The sequence below is a fragment of the Mesorhizobium sp. M0060 genome (assembly GCF_040323155.1).
Taxonomy (GTDB): domain Bacteria; phylum Pseudomonadota; class Alphaproteobacteria; order Rhizobiales; family Rhizobiaceae; genus Mesorhizobium.
On sequence record NZ_JAMYUP010000003.1, the window covers coordinates 157,757 to 174,656 of the forward strand.

The window sequence follows — 16,900 nt, forward strand, 5'->3', positions numbered from 1 at the left end:
TCGCAGCCGCGCGAAAAATACGGCTCCACGTCCGCAATTGGGTCAAGAGCTGACATTCGAACAGCCCACCCCGCACCGCGTCTTACCGCACCACCTCGCGGTGGCCGCCGGGCAGGCGGGTGGCGATGAGCTTGTCGATGCGGCGGCCGTCGAGGTCGACCACCTCGAAGCGCCAGCCTTGCGCGTCGACGCATTCGCCGGTCGCCGGCAGATGGTGCATATGCGACAGCACATAGCCGGCGACGGTTTCGTAGTCGCGGTTCTCGGGCAGGTCGATGCCGAGAACCTCCGCCATCTCGTCGGCCTGCATGTAGCCGGCGAGCAGCCATGAGCCGTCCTCGCGCTTGACGGCGTTTTCCTCTTCGCCGGCGTCGAGGTCCGAACGGAAGACGCCGGTGATCGCCTCCAGTATGTCGGCCGGGGTGACGATGCCTTCGAAATGGCCGTATTCGTCATGCACCAGCGCCATCGGCACGTCGGATTCCTTCAGCGTCGCAAGCACGTCCAGCGCGTCGGCTTGGTCATGCACGATCGGCGCGGCGCGCACGTGCCGGCGCGGGTCCAGCGCGCGGCCGCCCAGCATCGCCGCCAGCACGTCGCGGGTCTGGACGACGCCGATCATGGCGTCGACGCCGCCGTCGCCGGCCGGCAGGCGCGAATGCTGGGTTTCCATCAACAGCTTCCTGATGGTCGCCTCGTCGGATTGCAAATTGATCCAGTCGACCTCGGTGCGTGGCGTCATCACCGCACGCACGGCACGATCACCGAGCCGCATGACGCCCGCGATCATGCGCCGTTCGTCGGATTCGATGGTGCCATGGTGCTCGGCTTCGGCGACCAGCATCTTGATCTCCTCGTCGGTGACCTTCTCCTCGCTCTGGCCGCGCTGGCCAAGCAGCCACAGGAGGGCACGGCCGGAAAAATCGAGCAGGAAGACCAGCGGCGCCGAGACGCTGGCGAGGATTGTCATCGCCGGGGCGACCCTGACGGCGACCCGTTCGGGGTCGCGCAATGCGATCTGCTTGGGCACCAGTTCGCCGATGATCAGCGAGCCATAGGTGATGACAGCGACGACGATGCCGACGCCGAGGGGATCGGCGAGGCTTTCGCGGACGCCGGCCGACGCCAGGAAGGTAGCCAGCCGCTGGCCGAGCGTGGCGCCGGAAAAGGCGCCGGACAAAACGCCCACCAAAGTGATGCCGATCTGCACCGAGGACAGGAACTTTCCCGGATTGGCGCCGAGCGCCAGAGCCCGGCCGGCACCCTTGACATTGCGGTCGATCATCGCTTTGAGCCGGGCCGGCCGCGACGAGACGATAGCGAGCTCGGACATCGACAGAAGGCCGTTCACGCAGATGAGGACGACCACGATGGCAATTTCAGCATAAAGCATGCCGGGTCCATAGCATTGCCGCGCGGTTTTCGAAAATAGGACGGCCGCGATTTTTCAAGATAGCGCGCGGAGCTGATCTCCGACATCCCAAGGCGGCGCGGAAAAATGCTCGATCAGGGTGTCGACGACGACGCGGACTTTCGGCGCGAGGTTGCGCGTCACCGGCCAGATGGCATGCACCACGGCGTTCTCGACAAGACAGTCCGACAGAACCATTTCGAGTTCGCCGCGCCTGACGCTATCGGCCGTCAGCCATGTCGGCAGAAAGACGATGCCGCAGGCCGCCAGTGCTGCATCGAGCATCGGTTCGCCGTGACCGAGCACCAGCCGCGCCTTGGGCGCGAACTTTTCGAGACGGCCGTCGGCATGCCTGATGGTCCAGGGATGGACCGTGCCGTCGCGGCCGTAGCCGATGAGGCTGTGCCTGGCGATCTCCTCGATCGATCGCGGCCTGCCATGTGCATTGAGATAGGCGGGGGCGGCGACGATGCCCGAGCGCTGGGCATAGATGCGGCGCGCGGCGATGGAAAGGCTGTCGTCGAGGTCGCCCATACGCACCGCCAGGTCAATGCCTTCCTCGATCAGGTCGACGCGCCGGTCGTTGAACGAGATTTCCATCGTCAGGTCCGGGAATTTTTTGGAAATGTCGAACAGCAGCGGGGCGACGCATCGCCGGCCGAAGGCCAAAGGCAGGTCGACGCGCAGCCGCCCGGAAGGCACCTGCTTGCGCGATGCCAACAGCGACCGGGCGGCTTCGATCTCGGCCAGCGCCCTGACGCAGGCTTCGTAATAGCTCAAGCCCTCGCTGGTCGGGCTCAGGCTGCGGGTGGTGCGGTTGAGCAGGCGAACGCCCAATCGTTGTTCCAACTGCGCGATCGATTTGCCGACCGCCGATTTGGTGACATGCAGCCGGACAGCGGCGCCGGTGAAGCTGCCGGCCTCCACCGTATGAACGAATGCGACGATGCCTTGCAGGTTGGCCGATTCCAATGAAGCTCTCCTATTGTAGAGTTTTGTTCCTAAATTTGTTGCGGAACATGCCACATGGAAGCACTTTTCTCGATAGTGAAACGGCGTAAATATCTGGCGCAGCCATCAACAGCGGAGCGCGAACCGAATGAGCACCGAAAACAACACGTCCTGGGAGATGAACGGTTTCGGCCTGTCCAGGATGAAGCCGGCTAAGGGAAAGGTGCCCCAACCCGGGCCACATGACCTTCTGGTACGCGTCACAGCGGTATCTTTGAACTACAAGGACAGGATGATCGTCGATGGCGTGCTGATGCCGGACCTCACCTTTCCGTTCGTGCCGACATCGGACGCGGTGGGCGAGGTGGTGGCCACCGGCGGCGAAGTCAGCCGCTTCCGGGTCGGGCAGCGCGTGCTCGGCCAGGTGATCGCCGACTGGCCGGACGGCGGCGCACCGCCGGTGCTGCACAAGCATACGTTGGGATCGTCACTGCCCGGCACGCTGTCCGAGCATGTGCTTTTTCATGAAGATGCCGCCGTGGCGGCGCCGCCGTCGTTCAGCGATGTCGAGGCGTCGACGCTGCCGATCGCGGCGCTGACGGCGTGGTTCGCGCTGGTCGAGGCGGCCAAGCCGATCCCGGGCGAGACCGTTCTCATCCAGGGCACCGGCGGCGTGTCGCTATTTGCGCTGCAGTTCGCCGCCGCCTTCGGCCTGCGCGCCATCGTCACCTCGAGCAGCGACGAGAAGCTCGAACGGGCGAAGGCGCTCGGCGCCTGGCAAGCGATAAACTATCGCAGCCATCCGGCATGGGACGAGGTCGCCCGCGAGTTGACAGACGGCACCGGCGTCAGGCACGTGCTGGAAATGGTCGGCGGCGACAATGCGCGGCGCTCGCTCAATGCGCTCGGCGCCGACGGCCGGATGTCGGTGATAGGCCTTCTGGGCAGCATGGAACTCAGTTTCCCGATCATTCCGTTCCTGCGCAACCGGATCGTCGTACAGGGCATATCGATCGGCCATCGACGCGCCTTCGAGCGGATGAACCAGGCGATCGAGACGCTCGCGATCAAGCCAGTGATCGACAAGGTCTTCGGCTTCGACGAGGTGCCGCAGGCATTCGAGCGGTTGGAGACGGGACCGTTCGGCAAGATCGTGATCACCGTGCCCTGACCCCGTCGGGACGAAGGCTGTCATACGGCGCGCCTACGGCAGTTGCAGCAGGATGCCGAGGATGACCTTGCCGTCGGTGAAATAGGGATCGCCTTCGCCGTTGCGCCCGGTCTTTGTGGCGCCGACACCTGGTATCTCGCTGGTCGAGATCAGCATGCCGGCGGCGGCGAGGTCGCGCATCAACCCATCGCGCTCGGCGTCGATGTCGGGGCCGATGTGATGGGTGATCGCGCCGGTATCGTGGCTGAGGCCGACGCCACGATCGAAGCTGGCCGAGCCCAGCCAAAGCGGTCGGCCGTCGTCGCCGGTCGCATCGGTCTGCCAGAAGCGGACGTGGTGGCGCCGGTCGGCGCTGTCGCCGACCGGCTTTTCGAAGGCGAAGTCCTGGGCGCGACCTTCGAACAACAGCCGGCTGACCGGCGCGTCGGGATAGGGGCGGCCGAACAGCACGCTTTCGCCGATCTCGATCGCGGTCTTCAGCGTGATTGCGTCTGCCGTATCCCAGCCGGCGACGGCAAAAGCATGGACAAGCTCCTTCTTCGTGCCGACGAGGCCGACATTGATCGGATCGCCCGGAATGCCTTGCGGCGTATGCGTCACCATCTCGAATTGGCGGCTGCGAAAATTGCGGTCCCGCAACGTCCAGAACTCGGGCGCGGCGAAATAGGCGAGCGATAGATAGGCGGCACAGCATGCCACCAGCCAGGTCGTTGCGCGTCGTCGAAGGCTTCGTTTGCTCATGCGAAAACTTAGCGCCTAAGTGTATCTGGCTAGAGCTTACCACGCCTTCGTCATCCTCGGGCGGAGCAGGAGCGAAGCGACGTCGCGGAGACCCAAGGATCCATGCCATGAGGTGGAACGAAGTGCGCAACGGTCCAGAAAACGGGCATTGTCCTTATTGTTCTTTGCCATCCGGACAAAGGACGGCTTCACCGCCATTGTCGTCGTCTTCACAAAAATCCCAGCTTCCGCACCGCAGCGACGCTCGCCGGTCACGGGCATGGATTCTCGGGTCTGCGCGCTTCGCTTCGCTCACGCTCCGCCCAAGGATGACCAAGGGATATATGGTTTCGGCCAATCTGAAAGACTGCCAATCAGCGGCAGGCGCGATAGCCGTTCTTGCGGTTCTTGATGTCGAAATGGAAATGGTTGCGGTGGTCGTAATTATAGCCGGGGCCGAGCACGGTGGTGAAATATTGGCAGCCGTCGGCGCGCACATTGTTGAGGAAGCCGCGAGTGCGGAAGGCGAACAGGCCGGGCTTGCGGACGTCGATGTCGTCGCCATTGTTGAGCTCGATGCTCATCACGTCGAGCGCATTGCCCTTGCCGTGTTCCGACAACACGCCTTCGCCGGCGATCCTGCGGCAGGAATAGCTCGAGCCCTGGTGGATGGTCTTGACGCCTGAAAAATAGCGCCAGCGGGCCGACGGGACGAGTTCGTTCCTGGTCCAGCCGGCGAAAGTGGCGGCCATGTCGCAGGTCAGCGTCGCGGCCGGCTTCATCTCGACGCTGCCGATGGCCGAGATCTTGACGGGATAATCGATGCCGCACTGGCCTTCATGGATCGGCGCAATGTCGGTGTAGACGACACCGAGGCGTTTCAGTTCCTTTCGGCAATCGATCTCGGTGGCCGGCATCTGTTCGGCCGGCGACATCGGGTCGCCCATGCGCGGATAGGCGGCCGTCATGTAGGGGTTGGATGGGACGAGGCGCTGCATGCCGGAATATTCTGGGCCGGAACTTTGTGGGCCGGAAGTTTGCGGGACGGCAGCGGTCTGGCTGCCGACATCGACGGCCGGCTGCAGCGACAGCACGCTGCTGGTATTGCAGGCGGAGACCCCCGCAATGGCAAGCATGGCGGCAAGCCTGCCGGCCATACGCGCGCGCCTTGTTTGCCGCGCGGCGGCAAGCGCAGCGCGAAATATTCCGGCCATCGGCAGGTATCCTGTCCCCAGATGGCACAGAGTTTAATCGCCAAGGGTAAAGGAAACATCAGCGGCGCCGTTCACGCCTGCGGCCAAATTGCGGCGCCCGATGTCGGCGGGCTCGATGTCACTGGCAAAACGTACCGCCGTTGCGGCGCGGTTCGAGGTCGACGTGGAGATGCAGCGAATGATCGGCATCGCTGCCAGGGCCAAGCACGGTTTTGAACGGTCCGCAGGCCGCCTTGCGCACCGTGTCCAGAAATTTCGCGTCCTTCTGCGGCGGCGCCGGGCCGACATCGATCTCCTTCCCGTCCGAAAGCTTGAAGCTGGCGATATCGAGCGCATTGCCGAAGGCGTGCTCCGATAGGTTGCCGCCGGCGTGGCGCGGCCGGCAGACGAAGGCGGAGGCCTGGCCGATCGATTTGAGATCCTCGCCAAACTCCGCCTTGGCCGCGGGCTGGATGACGGCAGCGGCAAAGCGCGCGGTGGCCTCGGCCATTTGGCAATTCAGCTCGGTTTTGGGGCCGATGGCGATGGATTTGCCGAGCGTCTTCAGCACGATCGGGTAGGGGATAGAGCAACCGACCGCCGCATCCTGCTCGGGCTTGCGCTCCTCGAAATCGACGCCCATCGACTTCAGCCGCCTGCGGCAGGCCAACTCCTCGTCCGGCATTTCTTTATCGGCAATAGCCGCCGATCGAGGATCTGGAAGGATTTTTTTCTCCTCCTTTTTGTCCTCGGCTTCGGTCGGGTTTTGTGGCGCGACCGGTGCGCTTGCCAGCGGCACTGACTGTGCCGGCTTTTCAGGAGGTAGTGGTGCGATCGCCGGCGGCTCAGGCTGCTCGGTCTTGGATTGGCCGTTTTGGGACTGGCCGTTTTGGGATTGGCCGTTTTGCGGCTGCCCGTTTTGCGGCTGCTCGATTTGGGGCTGCTCGGCCTCTGCGGCCGGGCGCGGTTCGGGGACCGGGATGTCGGCCGGCGATGGCGGGGTGGCTTCCTGGTTGAACTCGGGAACGGGTGCAGTTTGCGGTAGTTTGGGCGCCTCGGCCGATACGGACCCGGCCAGCAGCGACGCCGCCGCAACGGCGAGCATCAGTCTGCACAATCTGGAAAAACCAAACGCCGCCATCAGCTCGCAACGGCCAGCGTGCAGGGAAGTTGCTTTGGGCGAGGGGCGCTGCCGATCACAATCGGTAACCGCGCTGTCATGCGCCGATCGCTTCAAGGCCCTCCTCGAGCCAGTCCGCCAGCAGCGGCATGCCGAGCAGATATTTTGCGGTGCGCTTGTTGGCGCGCTCGCGGGCGGCGGTCAGCGCGTCCGTCCATTCCGTCGCGTCATAGTCGCCGCGCCCGACCCAGGCCAGCGCAATCAGCTCGGCCGCTTCGTCGACATTGAGGTCGTCGATCAGCTCGCGCAGTTCTTCCTCGGTGAGATTTTCGGAGCTTTCCTCGGCAAGGCCGTCATGATGGTGGTTGTCGTGCGCGTTGCCGTCGAGCTCTATCTCGTGCTCGGCGCCGTCGGCATAGTCTTCGTTGACGGCGGCGCTGAGCGCCTTCGCCTTGAGGATGAACAGGCGCACGGTATCGGGACCGATCGAAAGCTCCCATTCCCGTTCAAGGCGTTGCTGCACCGGCGCTCTCCCTACTTCGTGCTCGGTTTGCCGGATGATAGCGGATTTGCAGCGCTCGTCACGTCATCTTGCGCGTCGGCGTTAATCGTTGAAGCATGATTTCCGATGCCGTGCGTTCCTGGGATGGATGGCGTTTGTAGGATAGGATGACATTTCCGGGACGAAACGGCTTTGGCCCGGCGTTAATGTTGCATTGTCAGGTTCAAAGGAGACTTCGATGCGCAGACGACTGCTGATTCAGGTCATGGCTATCGCCGCCCTGCCGCTGTTTGTGGCCCCGGCGTTTTCGGCTGGTGAGGGTGGGGGAGGTGGCGGCGGCGGAGGCGGAGGCAATGGCGGCAGCCAGACCCAGTGCAAGAAGGGGGAGGTCTGGGACAAGAAGCAGAAGAAATGCGTCTCGCCGAAGCAAGGCATGCTGGACGACGACAGCATCTATGATGCCGGTCACGATCTGGCGATGGCCGGGCGCTATGACGAGGCGATCGCCGTGCTCAGCCTCGCCGCCAACAAGCAGGATCCGCGCATCCTCAATTATCTCGGCTATTCGCACCGCCATTCCGGCCGCGTCACCGTCGGCCTCGGCTATTACGAGGAAGCGCTGCGCATCGACCCGAATTACACGCTGGTGCGCGAATATCTCGGCGAGGCGCACCTGCAGATCGGCGATCTTGCCGGCGCCCAGGAACAGCTCCGCGAGATCGAGAAGCGCGCGGGCAAGGGATCACGCGAATACGGCATGCTGTCGGAGCAGATCGATCATTTCATGAGGAGTTGATTCGACCCCCGAAACGCTCCTCATAACCGGCTGTGAGCAATCGCAGCCGGTTTTTTGCTGGGCTGCACATGTTGGCCCCCAACCGGGATTTGGCATCACGGTAATGTTGGAAGCGCCGCTTGACGTTGGGTCAACCGTGCCATCGGTGGATGATTTTTCAAAAACCGACTTTTTGGACGTGAAAAACCCGCGAAGATTGCTATATCTTGCGAAATTGTGGTGAGACGGTTCCGTTAGCCCGAGGCTGCCGGACCGTTTTCTTTTTGTACCATCGACAAGGTCGCTCCCGATTGCGGGGGCGGCGGCAGGAAAGGTCAGGCATTATGAACAAGGTCCCGATGACAGGCGAGGGGTTCGCGTCATTGAAGGAAGAACTGCGCTGGCGCCAGCAACAGGAGCGGCCGCGTATCATCGAGGCGATTTCCGAAGCGCGCTCGCATGGCGACCTCTCCGAAAATGCCGAATATCACGCGGCAAAAGAGGCACAGAGCCTCAATGAGGGCCGGGTCAACGAACTCGAGGACCTGATCGCGCGAGCCGAGGTGATCGACGTCACCAAGCTCAGCGGCGACAAGGTCAAGTTCGGCGCCACCGTGGTGCTGGTCGACGAGGATACCGAGGAGAAAAAGACCTACCAGATTGTCGGCGACCAGGAAGCGGACGTGAAGTCCGGCCGCATCTCGATTTCGTCGCCGATCGCGCGCGCCCTGATCGGCAAGGAAGTCGGCGACGCCATCGAGGTCAACGCACCGGGCGGCGCGCGCGGGTATGAGATCGTCCAGGTGCAGTTCATTTAAGGGCGCCTTTAATTCCATCAGCTAGCGCTGCCCCTCATCGCCCTGCCGGGCACTTCTCCCCGTATAGTGACGGGGAGAAGGGGCTGGCCGCAACGTCGGTGCTGTTTCTGCAACGTTGCTGATTGGCGAAATCCTCGGTGAAGGCGTCCTTCTCCCCGTCCCTATACATACGGGGAGAAGATGGCGGCAGCCAGATGAGGGGCAGCGCTAATCTTGCCGGTCAGCCCCTACCAACATTGATCGGACCAGTCTCCCGAAGCGCCAGCAACCTTTCGGCTTCCGCCACTACCTCCGCCGGCGTGACGATGCGCCCAGGCGCGGCCAGGAGCGTCGATGAGAATGGTCCGCGCGGGCCGGTCAGGCCGGGCTCGGTGGCGAGGAATACCGCCACCGTCGGCAGGCCGAAAGCGCTGGCGAGATGGGTGAGGCCGGTGTCGGCGCCGATGACCAGCGTCGAGCCGCCGATGACGGCGACGATCTCGGCAAGCGGCGACCTGGGAACCACCACGGTTTGCGAAACGGCGCCGGCGATCGCTTCGGCAACCGCCTGTTCCCGGTCGTCCGACCAGGTGGTGACCGGCGTCATTCCCTTGTCCACCAGCAGGCGAGCGGTTTCGATCCAGTCACCGACCGGCCATTTCTTGTCCTCGCGGCTGGTGCCGTGCAGCAGGAAGGCTGTCTTTTCACCGGCAAAAGTCGATCTTGCGGCCGGCGGCGCGATGCCGGAGTCAAGCCGGGAAAAATCCGGCTCGTAGCCGAGCGCCAGCCCGAACAGCCGTCTCGTGCGCTCGATGGCGTGCAGGCCGCGCGGCACGGCGTAGCGATGGCCATAAAACAGGCTCGCCGAAGGCTCGCGGGCGCTCGAACGGTCGAAACCGGCGATCGGCGCTGCCGCCAGCCGCGCCACCAGCGCCGATTTCAGCAGGCCTTGCGCATCGAGAACGAGGTCGTAGCGACAATCGCGCAAGGCGCGGCGCAAGCCGATCACTTCCTGCCATGTGCCGGGCTGAAGCAGCTTCCTGCGCCAGCGCCGGATCGCCACGCTGTGGATGGTTTGGATGGCTGGATGCAAGGCGACGATGCCGGCAAAGGCCTCTTCCACGCACCAGTCGAAGGAGATATCCGGTCGGCCGCGGCGCGCATCCTTGACTGCCGGAAAGGTGTGGATGACGTCGCCCATGGACGATGTCTTGACGATCAGCACTTTCATGCGGCGGCCGGCATTTCCAGCAGCCGCTCCGCCGCCGCCACGACGCGTTCGACCTCCAGCGTCTTCAGGCAGTTGAGATGACCGAGCGGGCAGATTTTTTTGTGGCAGGGCGAACAGGACAGGCCGAGCCAGAGCAGTTCGCGGCGCTCGGCGAGCGGCGGCGTGTTCTGCGGCGAGGTCGAGCCGTAGACGGCGACGACCGGCGTGCCGACGGCGGCGGCGACATGCATCAGCCCGCTGTCGTTGGAGACGGCGAGCCTCGCCGCCGCGATCAGGTCGATGGCATCCTCGAGCCGCGTCTGGCCGGCAAGATCGACGGCGCCCGGAGCCAGCGCGGCGATTTCCGCCGTCACCCCAGCGTCGTTCTTCGATCCGAACAGTGCCACGCCAAACCCTTTCGCCATCATCTCGCGGGCGAGCCCGGCATAGTGTTCGCTCGGCCAGCGCTTGGCCGGGCCGAATTCGGCGCCGGGCATGAGCGCCACGAATTTCCCCGCCGTCAGCCCGAAACGGCCGAACAATGCCGCCTGGTTGGCTTGATCGACGGCAAGCTTCGGCGCCTGGAACGCGCCGCCCCGGGCAAGGCTGAAATAGGCCTGCGCGGTGCGCCGTTTCAGGCGATCGGGCAACGGCACGATGTCGGTCAGCAGCCCGTAGCGCATTTCCTTGAGATGGCCGACACGGCGTGGAATGCCGGCAAAGAACGGGATCAGCGCCGACTTCCAGCTTCCCGGCAGGACAAAGGCCATGTCGTAGCGGCCGCGCAGCAGGCGGCCGAAGCGCCTTCGGACGCGGAATTCGAACGCGCCGGATTGCAGCGGCAGGTCGATCTGCTGGCGGATTTCGGGCATGCGCTTGACCAGCGGCGCTGCCCAGGCCGGCGCCAGCACGTCGATGGCGGCATCCGGATGAAGCTCCCTCAGCGCCTGGAACAGGCACTGCGCCATCACCATGTCGCCCACCCAGCGTGGGCCGATCACGAGGATCGTTGGGCTTTCAGCCATTCGACATAGTCTCTGACGCCGGTTTCCACTGTGCGGAACTGGCCATTGTAACCGGCTGCGCGCAAGCGGGACATATCAGCTTGCGTAAAGCTCTGGTAGCTGCCCTTGAGGTGGTCGGGAAACTCGATGAATTCGATCTGGCCCTTACCGAGCGCCTCGATCACCGTCTCGGCAATGGCGCGGAACGGCTGGGCCTTGCCGGTGCCGCAGTTGAAAATGCCGCTCGAGCCGCGTTTCCATAGCCACAGATTGACGTCGGCGACATCGCCGACATGGATGAAGTCGCGGCTCTGCTCGCCGGGCCCGAAACCGTCATAGGCGCCGAACAGCTTCGGGTTTTCGCCGCGTTCGACCTGGTTGAACAAATGGAAGGCGACCGAGGCCATGGCGCCCTTATGCGCCTCGCGCGGCCCGTAGACGTTGAAATAACGCAGGCCCGCCACCGGCGGATGGTCGGTATCGAAAACGGTGCGGCGGACATAGTCGTCGAACAGCTTTTTCGAATAGGCATAGACGTTGAGCGGCCGTTCGCATTCCGGCTCCTCGCGGAACTCGGCGCCGCCGCCATAGACGGAAGCCGAGGAGGCATAGAGGAAGGGCACGCGCAGCGCCAGGCAGGCGTGCAGCAGCCGCTTCGAATAGGCGTAGTTGACCTCCATCATGAACTTGCCGTTCCATTCGGTGGTGGTCGAGCAGGCGCCCTGGTGGAAGACGGCCTCGATGCGGCCGAGGTCCCCGGCCTCCATCCGCGCCAGGAAATCGTCCTTGTCGAGATAATCGGCGATCTCGAGGTCGGCGAGGTTGGTGATCTTGTGGCCGTCGGTGAGGTCGTCGACGACGAGGATGTCGCTGAAACCGTCGGCGTTGAGCGCGGCGACGATGTTGGAACCGATCATGCCGGCGCCGCCCGTGACGATGATCATGAAAGCCTCTGGTATCTTGTGCCGATTGTAGCCCTTGTGGGATTCTGGCCTTATAGGGGAGGCGGGCCGGGCTGTCGACAAAGAGGTGGCGGGGCGGCCGGGTGAGCGCCATAGTGGCGCCGCAAAGGTCTCGTTTCAGTCGGCCTGCCGGCCGATCGGCGACAGGAGCAAGGTAATGCCGTCAACCGAACTGCTTGTCGCCTTTTTCGCCACCACGGCGATCTTCGCCTATATCCCCGGCCCGGCCATGCTCTATGCCGCCGCGCAAACCATGGCGCGCGGCCGCTGGTCCGGCCTGATGGCGGCGCTCGGCATCCATCTCGGCGGCTATGTGCATGTCTTCGCCGCCGCTGTCGGCCTGTCGGTGCTTTTCCATGCCGTGCCGGTGCTTTACATGGCGGTCAAGCTGGTGGGTGCGCTCTATCTGATCTGGCTCGGTGTTTCGCTGTTTCGCGCCAAGGCGCAAGGCGATGCCGTCTTGCCGGGAATTCAGCCGAAATCCGCCCGCCGTGCCTTTTTCGAGAGCGTTGCCGTCGAGGTGCTCAATCCCAAGACGGCGATTTTCTTCATGGCGTTCCTGCCGCAATTCATCGACGCCTCGGCAGCGTTTCCGGTCTGGCTGCAGTTCGTCGTGCTTGGAACGATCGTCAACCTGATGTTCTCGTCGGCCGACATCGTTTGCGTGGTGCTGGCCGGCGCGGTGATCGCCAGGCTGCGGCGCTCGAGCCGGGCGCAGCGCCTGATGCGACGCGCCGGCGGTGCGGTGCTCGTCGGGCTAGGCGTGCATGTCGCGTTGCAGAAAAGCTGACGGACTGTCTCGCCGCCGCGATCTGCCGCTGCCCTGCCGTTGCGTTGGCTGAAATTGCGGTATATCGGCATCGCCATGAATGGTCGGCCCTGCCAATCGAGTCTCCCTGTCACTGAAATCGGCTCTCCCGCGCGTTGACATGATCAAGCTGCCTCCTCCCGAACCTCTTCACCGCGCCATCTCGCGGTTCGGCAACGCCACCGTGCTGGTGGTCGGCGACTTAATCCTCGACCGTTTCGTCAATGGCGTGATCGAGCGCATTTCGCCGGAAGCGCCGATCCCCGTGCTGCACGGGCGCGGCGAAACGCTGGCGATGGGCGGCGCCGGCAATGTCGTCGCCAATATCGTTTCGCTCGGCGCTGCCGCGATACCGGTCTCGGTGATCGGCGCTGACGAGGCCGGCAAAAACCTCATGCGCATGCTCGGCGAATTTGGCGTCGACATCGGCGGGCTGGCACAGGATGCCGATCGCATGACCTCGTCCAAAAGCCGCTTCAGCGCGCTCAACCAGCAGGTGCTGCGTTTCGACGAAGAGGAAATCAAGCCTTTGGGCAATGCCGAGCGCGCGATGCTGGTCGGGCGCTTCCGCGAAGCGCTGGCGCGGGCCGACATCGTCATCCTGTCCGACTATGGCAAGGGCGTGCTGCTCGACGGCGTCGCCGGCGAGCTGATCTCGATCTGCCGCGCGGCGGGCAAGCCGGTGCTGGTCGATCCGAAAGGCAGCGATTATGCGCGCTACGCTGGCGCGACGGCAATCACGCCCAACCGCAAGGAGCTCGGCGAGGCGGTCGGCCGCGCAGTGTTCGCCGACGACGAGATCGAGGCGGCGGCGCGCCAGCTGATTTCGGCGCACGGTTTGGATTTCGTGGTCGCGACGCGCAGCGAAAAGGGCATGAGCGTCGTCGGTCCGGACGACGCCCGCCATGTCGCCACGCAAGCGCGCGAAGTGTTCGACGTTTCGGGCGCCGGCGACACGGTGATCGCGACATTCGCACTGTCGCTGGCAGCAGGCGCCGACCGCGTCATGGCCGGGTCCATCGCCAACGCCGCCGGCGGCGTGGTGGTGGGCAAGCGCGGCACCGCGCGGCTGACGATTGAGGAACTCACCGGTGCGCTGTTTCGCTCGCATGGTCCGGTTGCCCACAAGGATGCGATCCTCGATGCCGCCGCCGCAGCACGGCTGGTGGCGGCCTGGAAGGACGAGGGCTTGAGCGTCGGCTTCACCAATGGCTGTTTCGACATCCTGCATGCCGGCCATGTCAGCCTGTTGCATGCGGCGCGCAGCCAATGCGACCGGCTGGTGCTCGGCCTCAACAGCGACGCCTCGGTGCGCCGGCTGAAAGGGCCGGGGCGCCCGGTCAACGACCAGCATGACCGCGCCTGCGTGCTGGCCGCGCTAGCCTCGGTCGACGCCGTTGTCATCTTCGAGGAGGATACGCCGCTTTCGCTGATCGAAGCGCTGAGCCCCGACATACTGGTCAAGGGCGCCGACTATACGGTCGATCAGGTGGTCGGCGCCGATGTGGTGCAGAAGGCGGGCGGGCGCGTCGTGCTGGTCGACCTCGTCGCCGGCAAAAGCACGACCGGCACCATCGGCAGATTGCGCGCCGGCAACTGAGGGTTTCATGTCCGAACTGAACGAATACCTGGTCCGCTCGGCGGCCGCGATTTCGGCGATGATCGAGCGCGACCTTGCCAGTGAGATGGAGCGGGCGGTGAGCGCCGTGGTCGCGGCGCTTTCGCAAGGAAAGGCACTGCTGATAGCCGGCAATGGCGGCTCGGCCAGCGATGCCATCCACATCGCCGGCGAGCTGGTCGGCCGCTTCCTCAGGGAGCGCAAGGCCTACAACGTCATCGCGCTGCCGGCCAATGCGGCGGTGCTGACCGCCTGGGGCAATGATTACGGCTTCGACACGGTGTTTGCGCGCCAGGTCGAGGCGCACGGCTCGGCGGGTGCGGTGCTGCTCGCCATTTCGACCAGCGGCAATTCGCCAAGCATCCTCGCCGCCGCAGAGCAGGCGCGCTTGATGGACATGACGGTGATCAGCCTGACCGGCGACACCGGCGGCAAGCTGAAGCCATTGTCGGACATCCTGCTCAACGTGCCCTCGACCTCGACGCCGATCATCCAGCAGGGGCATTTGTGCCTTTATCACCATTTGTGCGAAATAGTCGAAACGCGCCTCTGCGACGCGGGGTGATCGCGCGTTCCCCTTGCAGGGGCAGATGGCCGGCAGGGGGTGCTGTCCCGCCGACTTCTCAAGACCTGGGTTCCTCGCCCACCGCGAAGCGGGGGAGAGGTGGCCGCGAAGCGGCCGGAGAGGGGCTTTCGTAGAGCGCGGTTCCCCTCTCCGTCTCGGCTTTGCCGAGCCACCTCTCCCCACTTTCGTGGGGCGAGGAACCCAAGCTGGAATGAAGGCCGGCAACTTTGTTCTTGCTTTGTGCCGGCAGCTATGCTACTAATCTAGCTATGGTGCTGATTCGCGCCGACGACCCGCCGCCGAGGCGGGTTTTTTATTTCTCAGGCGCTTTGCCTGGGATCGTACCCACTTAAGCCGAAAACGCCACCAGGCCTTCGTCCTTGACCCGGCGGATGGTCAGCGCGGTTCGCACAGTGTCGACATTGGGTGCCGAGGCCAGTTCCTCGATGACGAAGGTCTGGAAGGTACCGAGGTCGCTTGCCACGCAATGCAGCAGGAAGTCGGACTCGCCCGACACCATCCAGGCATCGCGCACGATCGGCCAGCCGCGGGTGCGCTCGGCGAAGGTCTTGAGCTCGGCGTCGGCCTGATGATGCAGGCCGATCAGGCAGAAGGCGACGACGTCGAGGCCGAGCGCCGGCGCATTGAGCAGAGCGCGATAGCCGCGGATGACGCCGGCCTCCTCCAGCCGCCTGACGCGGCGCAGGCATGGCGGCGCCGAAATGCCGACGCGGCTCGACAGTTCGACATTGGTCATACGCCCGTCCTGCTGAAGCTCGCGCAGGATCTTCCAGTCGATGGCATCGAGATCGGCCTTGATCGGCATGGCAGCTTCCGTGGTCACGCGAAAGAATCTTTCGCGACTTTGTAGTTAAACGACTTTGCTGTCCATTCCATCCGGTGGATCGAGGATTTTCGCATCGTCTTGCCGCGGGTTGCTTGCCGCCACCGTCGCGCCAAAGCTTTCCGGGGACGAACGGCAACTTGCCTTGCTGGCATCGCAGGCAACACTTACATTACGCGCAACAATCGACGAGAGTTCATGCCGCAATCCACGGCTGCTCCCCGCAGAGGCTTTTCATGATCACCAAGCACGCGCCTGTTCTCATCATCGGCTCCGGCCCTGCCGGCTATACGGCGGCGATCTATGCCGCCCGCGCCATGCTCAAGCCGATGCTGGTCGCCGGCCTGCAGCAGGGCGGACAGCTGATGATCACCACCGACGTTGAAAATTATCCGGGCTTCGCCGACCCGATCCAGGGTCCATGGCTGATGAGCGAAATGCTCAAGCAGGCCGAGCATGTCGGCACCGACATCGTCAACGACATCATCACCGAGGTCGACCTGAACGTGCGGCCGTTCCGCGCCAAGGGCGATTCCGGCACGACCTATACCGCCGATGCGCTGATCATCGCCACCGGCGCGCAGGCGAAGTGGCTGGGCATCCCGAGCGAACACACCTTCATGGGGTTTGGCGTCTCGGCCTGCGCCACCTGCGACGGTTTCTTCTATCGCGGCAAGGATGTCGCGGTGATCGGCGGCGGCAATTCGGCGGTGGAGGAAGCGCTCTATCTTTCCAACCTGGCCAAGAGCGTCACCGTCATTCACCGGCGCAGCGATTTCCGCGCCGAGCGCATCCTGCGCGAGCGGCTGCTCCAGAAAGAAAATGTCCGCGTCATCTGGGACACGGTGGTCGATGAGATCACCGGCCGGCCCGGCAAGGCGCCGCTGCCGCCGTCGATCGAAGGGCTGAAGCTGCGCAATGTGGTGACCGGCCAGGAGATGCATCTGGTGGTCGACGGCGTGTTCGTGGCGATCGGCCATGCGCCGGCGGTCGAGCTGTTTGCCGGCAAGCTGAAGCAGAAGCCGAACGGTTATCTGTGGACGGCGCCGGATTCGACCCGCACCGACATGCCGGGCGTGTTCGCCGCCGGCGACGTGACCGACGATATCTACCGTCAGGCGGTGACGGCGGCCGGGCTCGGCTGCATGGCCGCGCTCGAGGCGGAAAAATATCTCGCCGGGATCGAGGTTCACCGCGAAGCGGCGGAGTGATTGTTGAACAAGCGGCTGAGAAAAGCCGCGCAAAAGCC

General features: G+C 64.2%; 17 protein-coding genes. 7 read left to right on the forward strand and 10 right to left on the reverse strand.

Going from position 1 to position 16,900, the window contains the following annotated elements; all coding sequences use genetic code 11:
* Positions 1-82 precede the first annotated feature (82 nt).
* Both NKJ94_RS04790 and NKJ94_RS04795 read right to left on the reverse strand, forming a co-directional pair.
* Complete coding sequence (locus NKJ94_RS04790; protein WP_352523255.1) at positions 83-1,393, reverse strand: hemolysin family protein; 1,311 nt, start codon at positions 1,391-1,393, stop codon at positions 83-85.
* 54 nt (positions 1,394-1,447) lie between these two features.
* Positions 1,448-2,383 (reverse strand): LysR family transcriptional regulator, encoded by a 936-nt coding sequence (locus NKJ94_RS04795; protein WP_352523257.1) that lies wholly within the window; start codon positions 2,381-2,383, stop codon positions 1,448-1,450.
* A gap of 127 nt (positions 2,384-2,510) precedes the next feature.
* Between NKJ94_RS04795 and NKJ94_RS04800 the strand changes: the two genes are divergently transcribed.
* On the forward strand, positions 2,511-3,533 hold the full coding sequence (locus NKJ94_RS04800; RefSeq protein WP_352523258.1) for a zinc-dependent alcohol dehydrogenase family protein: 1,023 nt from the start codon (positions 2,511-2,513) through the stop codon (positions 3,531-3,533).
* Positions 3,534-3,566: 33 nt separating this feature from the next.
* Here NKJ94_RS04800 and NKJ94_RS04805 read toward each other — a convergent pair whose 3' ends face one another.
* The 4 genes from NKJ94_RS04805 to NKJ94_RS04820 form a co-directional block, all read right to left on the reverse strand.
* Positions 3,567-4,274 carry an LssY C-terminal domain-containing protein gene (locus NKJ94_RS04805; protein WP_352523260.1) on the reverse strand — a complete coding sequence of 236 codons (708 nt, stop codon included), beginning with the start codon at positions 4,272-4,274 and terminating at the stop codon, positions 3,567-3,569.
* A 353-nt stretch (positions 4,275-4,627) separates the two neighbouring features.
* On the reverse strand, positions 4,628-5,467 hold the full coding sequence (locus NKJ94_RS04810; protein ID WP_352523262.1) for an extensin-like domain-containing protein: 840 nt from the start codon (positions 5,465-5,467) through the stop codon (positions 4,628-4,630).
* Between the two features lie 118 nt (positions 5,468-5,585).
* Positions 5,586-6,551, reverse strand: coding sequence for an extensin-like domain-containing protein (locus NKJ94_RS04815; RefSeq protein ID WP_352523263.1), 966 nt, complete (start codon positions 6,549-6,551; stop codon positions 5,586-5,588).
* 112 nt (positions 6,552-6,663) lie between these two features.
* Positions 6,664-7,089 carry a DUF3775 domain-containing protein gene (locus NKJ94_RS04820; protein WP_352523265.1) on the reverse strand — a complete coding sequence of 142 codons (426 nt, stop codon included), beginning with the start codon at positions 7,087-7,089 and terminating at the stop codon, positions 6,664-6,666.
* A 217-nt stretch (positions 7,090-7,306) separates the two neighbouring features.
* On the opposite strand from NKJ94_RS04820, the gene NKJ94_RS04825 reads away from it, so the two are divergent.
* Both NKJ94_RS04825 and greA read left to right on the forward strand, forming a co-directional pair.
* A complete protein-coding gene (locus NKJ94_RS04825; protein WP_352523266.1) occupies positions 7,307-7,864 on the forward strand; it encodes a tetratricopeptide repeat protein in 558 nt (185 codons plus the stop codon).
* A 323-nt stretch (positions 7,865-8,187) separates the two neighbouring features.
* Positions 8,188-8,661, forward strand: coding sequence for a transcription elongation factor GreA (greA, locus tag NKJ94_RS04830; protein WP_023719113.1), 474 nt, complete (start codon positions 8,188-8,190; stop codon positions 8,659-8,661).
* 220 nt (positions 8,662-8,881) lie between these two features.
* Here greA and waaC read toward each other — a convergent pair whose 3' ends face one another.
* From waaC to rfaD, 3 genes are read right to left on the reverse strand one after another with little or no spacing between them, the layout of a single operon-like run.
* Positions 8,882-9,871 carry a lipopolysaccharide heptosyltransferase I gene (gene waaC, locus NKJ94_RS04835; RefSeq protein WP_352523267.1) on the reverse strand — a complete coding sequence of 330 codons (990 nt, stop codon included), beginning with the start codon at positions 9,869-9,871 and terminating at the stop codon, positions 8,882-8,884.
* Entirely contained in the window at positions 9,868-10,875 is a 1,008-nt protein-coding gene (waaF, locus tag NKJ94_RS04840) for a lipopolysaccharide heptosyltransferase II (RefSeq protein ID WP_352523268.1), read from the reverse strand. The genes waaC and waaF overlap by 4 nt, the downstream gene beginning before the upstream one ends.
* Entirely contained in the window at positions 10,848-11,798 is a 951-nt protein-coding gene (rfaD, locus tag NKJ94_RS04845) for an ADP-glyceromanno-heptose 6-epimerase (RefSeq protein ID WP_352523269.1), read from the reverse strand. Before rfaD ends, waaF begins: the two co-directional genes overlap by 28 nt.
* 175 nt (positions 11,799-11,973) lie before the next feature.
* On the opposite strand from rfaD, the gene NKJ94_RS04850 reads away from it, so the two are divergent.
* From NKJ94_RS04850 to NKJ94_RS04860, 3 genes are all read left to right on the forward strand, one after another.
* Positions 11,974-12,606, forward strand: a complete 633-nt coding sequence (locus NKJ94_RS04850; protein ID WP_352523270.1) for a LysE family translocator — start codon at positions 11,974-11,976, stop codon at positions 12,604-12,606.
* A gap of 139 nt (positions 12,607-12,745) precedes the next feature.
* Entirely contained in the window at positions 12,746-14,224 is a 1,479-nt protein-coding gene (gene rfaE1 / locus NKJ94_RS04855; RefSeq protein ID WP_352523271.1) for a D-glycero-beta-D-manno-heptose-7-phosphate kinase, read from the forward strand.
* 7 nt (positions 14,225-14,231) lie between these two features.
* On the forward strand, positions 14,232-14,807 hold the full coding sequence (locus NKJ94_RS04860) for a D-sedoheptulose-7-phosphate isomerase (protein ID WP_352523273.1): 576 nt from the start codon (positions 14,232-14,234) through the stop codon (positions 14,805-14,807).
* Positions 14,808-15,156: 349 nt separating this feature from the next.
* Here the strand turns inward: NKJ94_RS04860 and NKJ94_RS04865 are convergent, their stop codons facing one another.
* Complete coding sequence (locus tag NKJ94_RS04865; protein WP_352506729.1) at positions 15,157-15,633, reverse strand: Lrp/AsnC family transcriptional regulator; 477 nt, start codon at positions 15,631-15,633, stop codon at positions 15,157-15,159.
* Between the two features lie 254 nt (positions 15,634-15,887).
* Between NKJ94_RS04865 and trxB the strand changes: the two genes are divergently transcribed.
* Positions 15,888-16,862 carry a thioredoxin-disulfide reductase gene (trxB, locus tag NKJ94_RS04870; RefSeq protein WP_352523274.1) on the forward strand — a complete coding sequence of 325 codons (975 nt, stop codon included), beginning with the start codon at positions 15,888-15,890 and terminating at the stop codon, positions 16,860-16,862.
* Positions 16,863-16,900: the final 38 nt, after the last annotated feature.

Excerpts from the sequence above, each read along its gene's own strand:
- NKJ94_RS04790 (WP_352523255.1), bottom strand. The coding sequence starts at position 1,393 with ATGCTTTATGCTGAAATTGCCATCGTGGTCGTCCTCATCTGCGTGAAC.
- NKJ94_RS04800 (WP_352523258.1), top strand. The coding sequence starts at position 2,511 with ATGAGCACCGAAAACAACACGTCCTGGGAGATGAACGGTTTCGGCCTG.
- NKJ94_RS04805 (WP_352523260.1), bottom strand. The coding sequence starts at position 4,274 with ATGAGCAAACGAAGCCTTCGACGACGCGCAACGACCTGGCTGGTGGCA.
- NKJ94_RS04810 (WP_352523262.1), bottom strand. The coding sequence starts at position 5,467 with ATGGCCGGAATATTTCGCGCTGCGCTTGCCGCCGCGCGGCAAACAAGG.
- NKJ94_RS04815 (WP_352523263.1), bottom strand. The coding sequence starts at position 6,551 with ATGCTCGCCGTTGCGGCGGCGTCGCTGCTGGCCGGGTCCGTATCGGCC.
- NKJ94_RS04825 (WP_352523266.1), top strand. The coding sequence starts at position 7,307 with ATGCGCAGACGACTGCTGATTCAGGTCATGGCTATCGCCGCCCTGCCG.
- greA (WP_023719113.1), top strand. The coding sequence starts at position 8,188 with ATGAACAAGGTCCCGATGACAGGCGAGGGGTTCGCGTCATTGAAGGAA.
- waaC (WP_352523267.1), bottom strand. The coding sequence starts at position 9,871 with ATGAAAGTGCTGATCGTCAAGACATCGTCCATGGGCGACGTCATCCAC.
- waaF (WP_352523268.1), bottom strand. The coding sequence starts at position 10,875 with ATGGCTGAAAGCCCAACGATCCTCGTGATCGGCCCACGCTGGGTGGGC.
- rfaD (WP_352523269.1), bottom strand. The coding sequence starts at position 11,798 with ATGATCATCGTCACGGGCGGCGCCGGCATGATCGGTTCCAACATCGTC.
- NKJ94_RS04850 (WP_352523270.1), top strand. The coding sequence starts at position 11,974 with ATGCCGTCAACCGAACTGCTTGTCGCCTTTTTCGCCACCACGGCGATC.
- rfaE1 (WP_352523271.1), top strand. The coding sequence starts at position 12,746 with ATGATCAAGCTGCCTCCTCCCGAACCTCTTCACCGCGCCATCTCGCGG.
- NKJ94_RS04860 (WP_352523273.1), top strand. The coding sequence starts at position 14,232 with ATGTCCGAACTGAACGAATACCTGGTCCGCTCGGCGGCCGCGATTTCG.
- NKJ94_RS04865 (WP_352506729.1), bottom strand. The coding sequence starts at position 15,633 with ATGCCGATCAAGGCCGATCTCGATGCCATCGACTGGAAGATCCTGCGC.
- trxB (WP_352523274.1), top strand. The coding sequence starts at position 15,888 with ATGATCACCAAGCACGCGCCTGTTCTCATCATCGGCTCCGGCCCTGCC.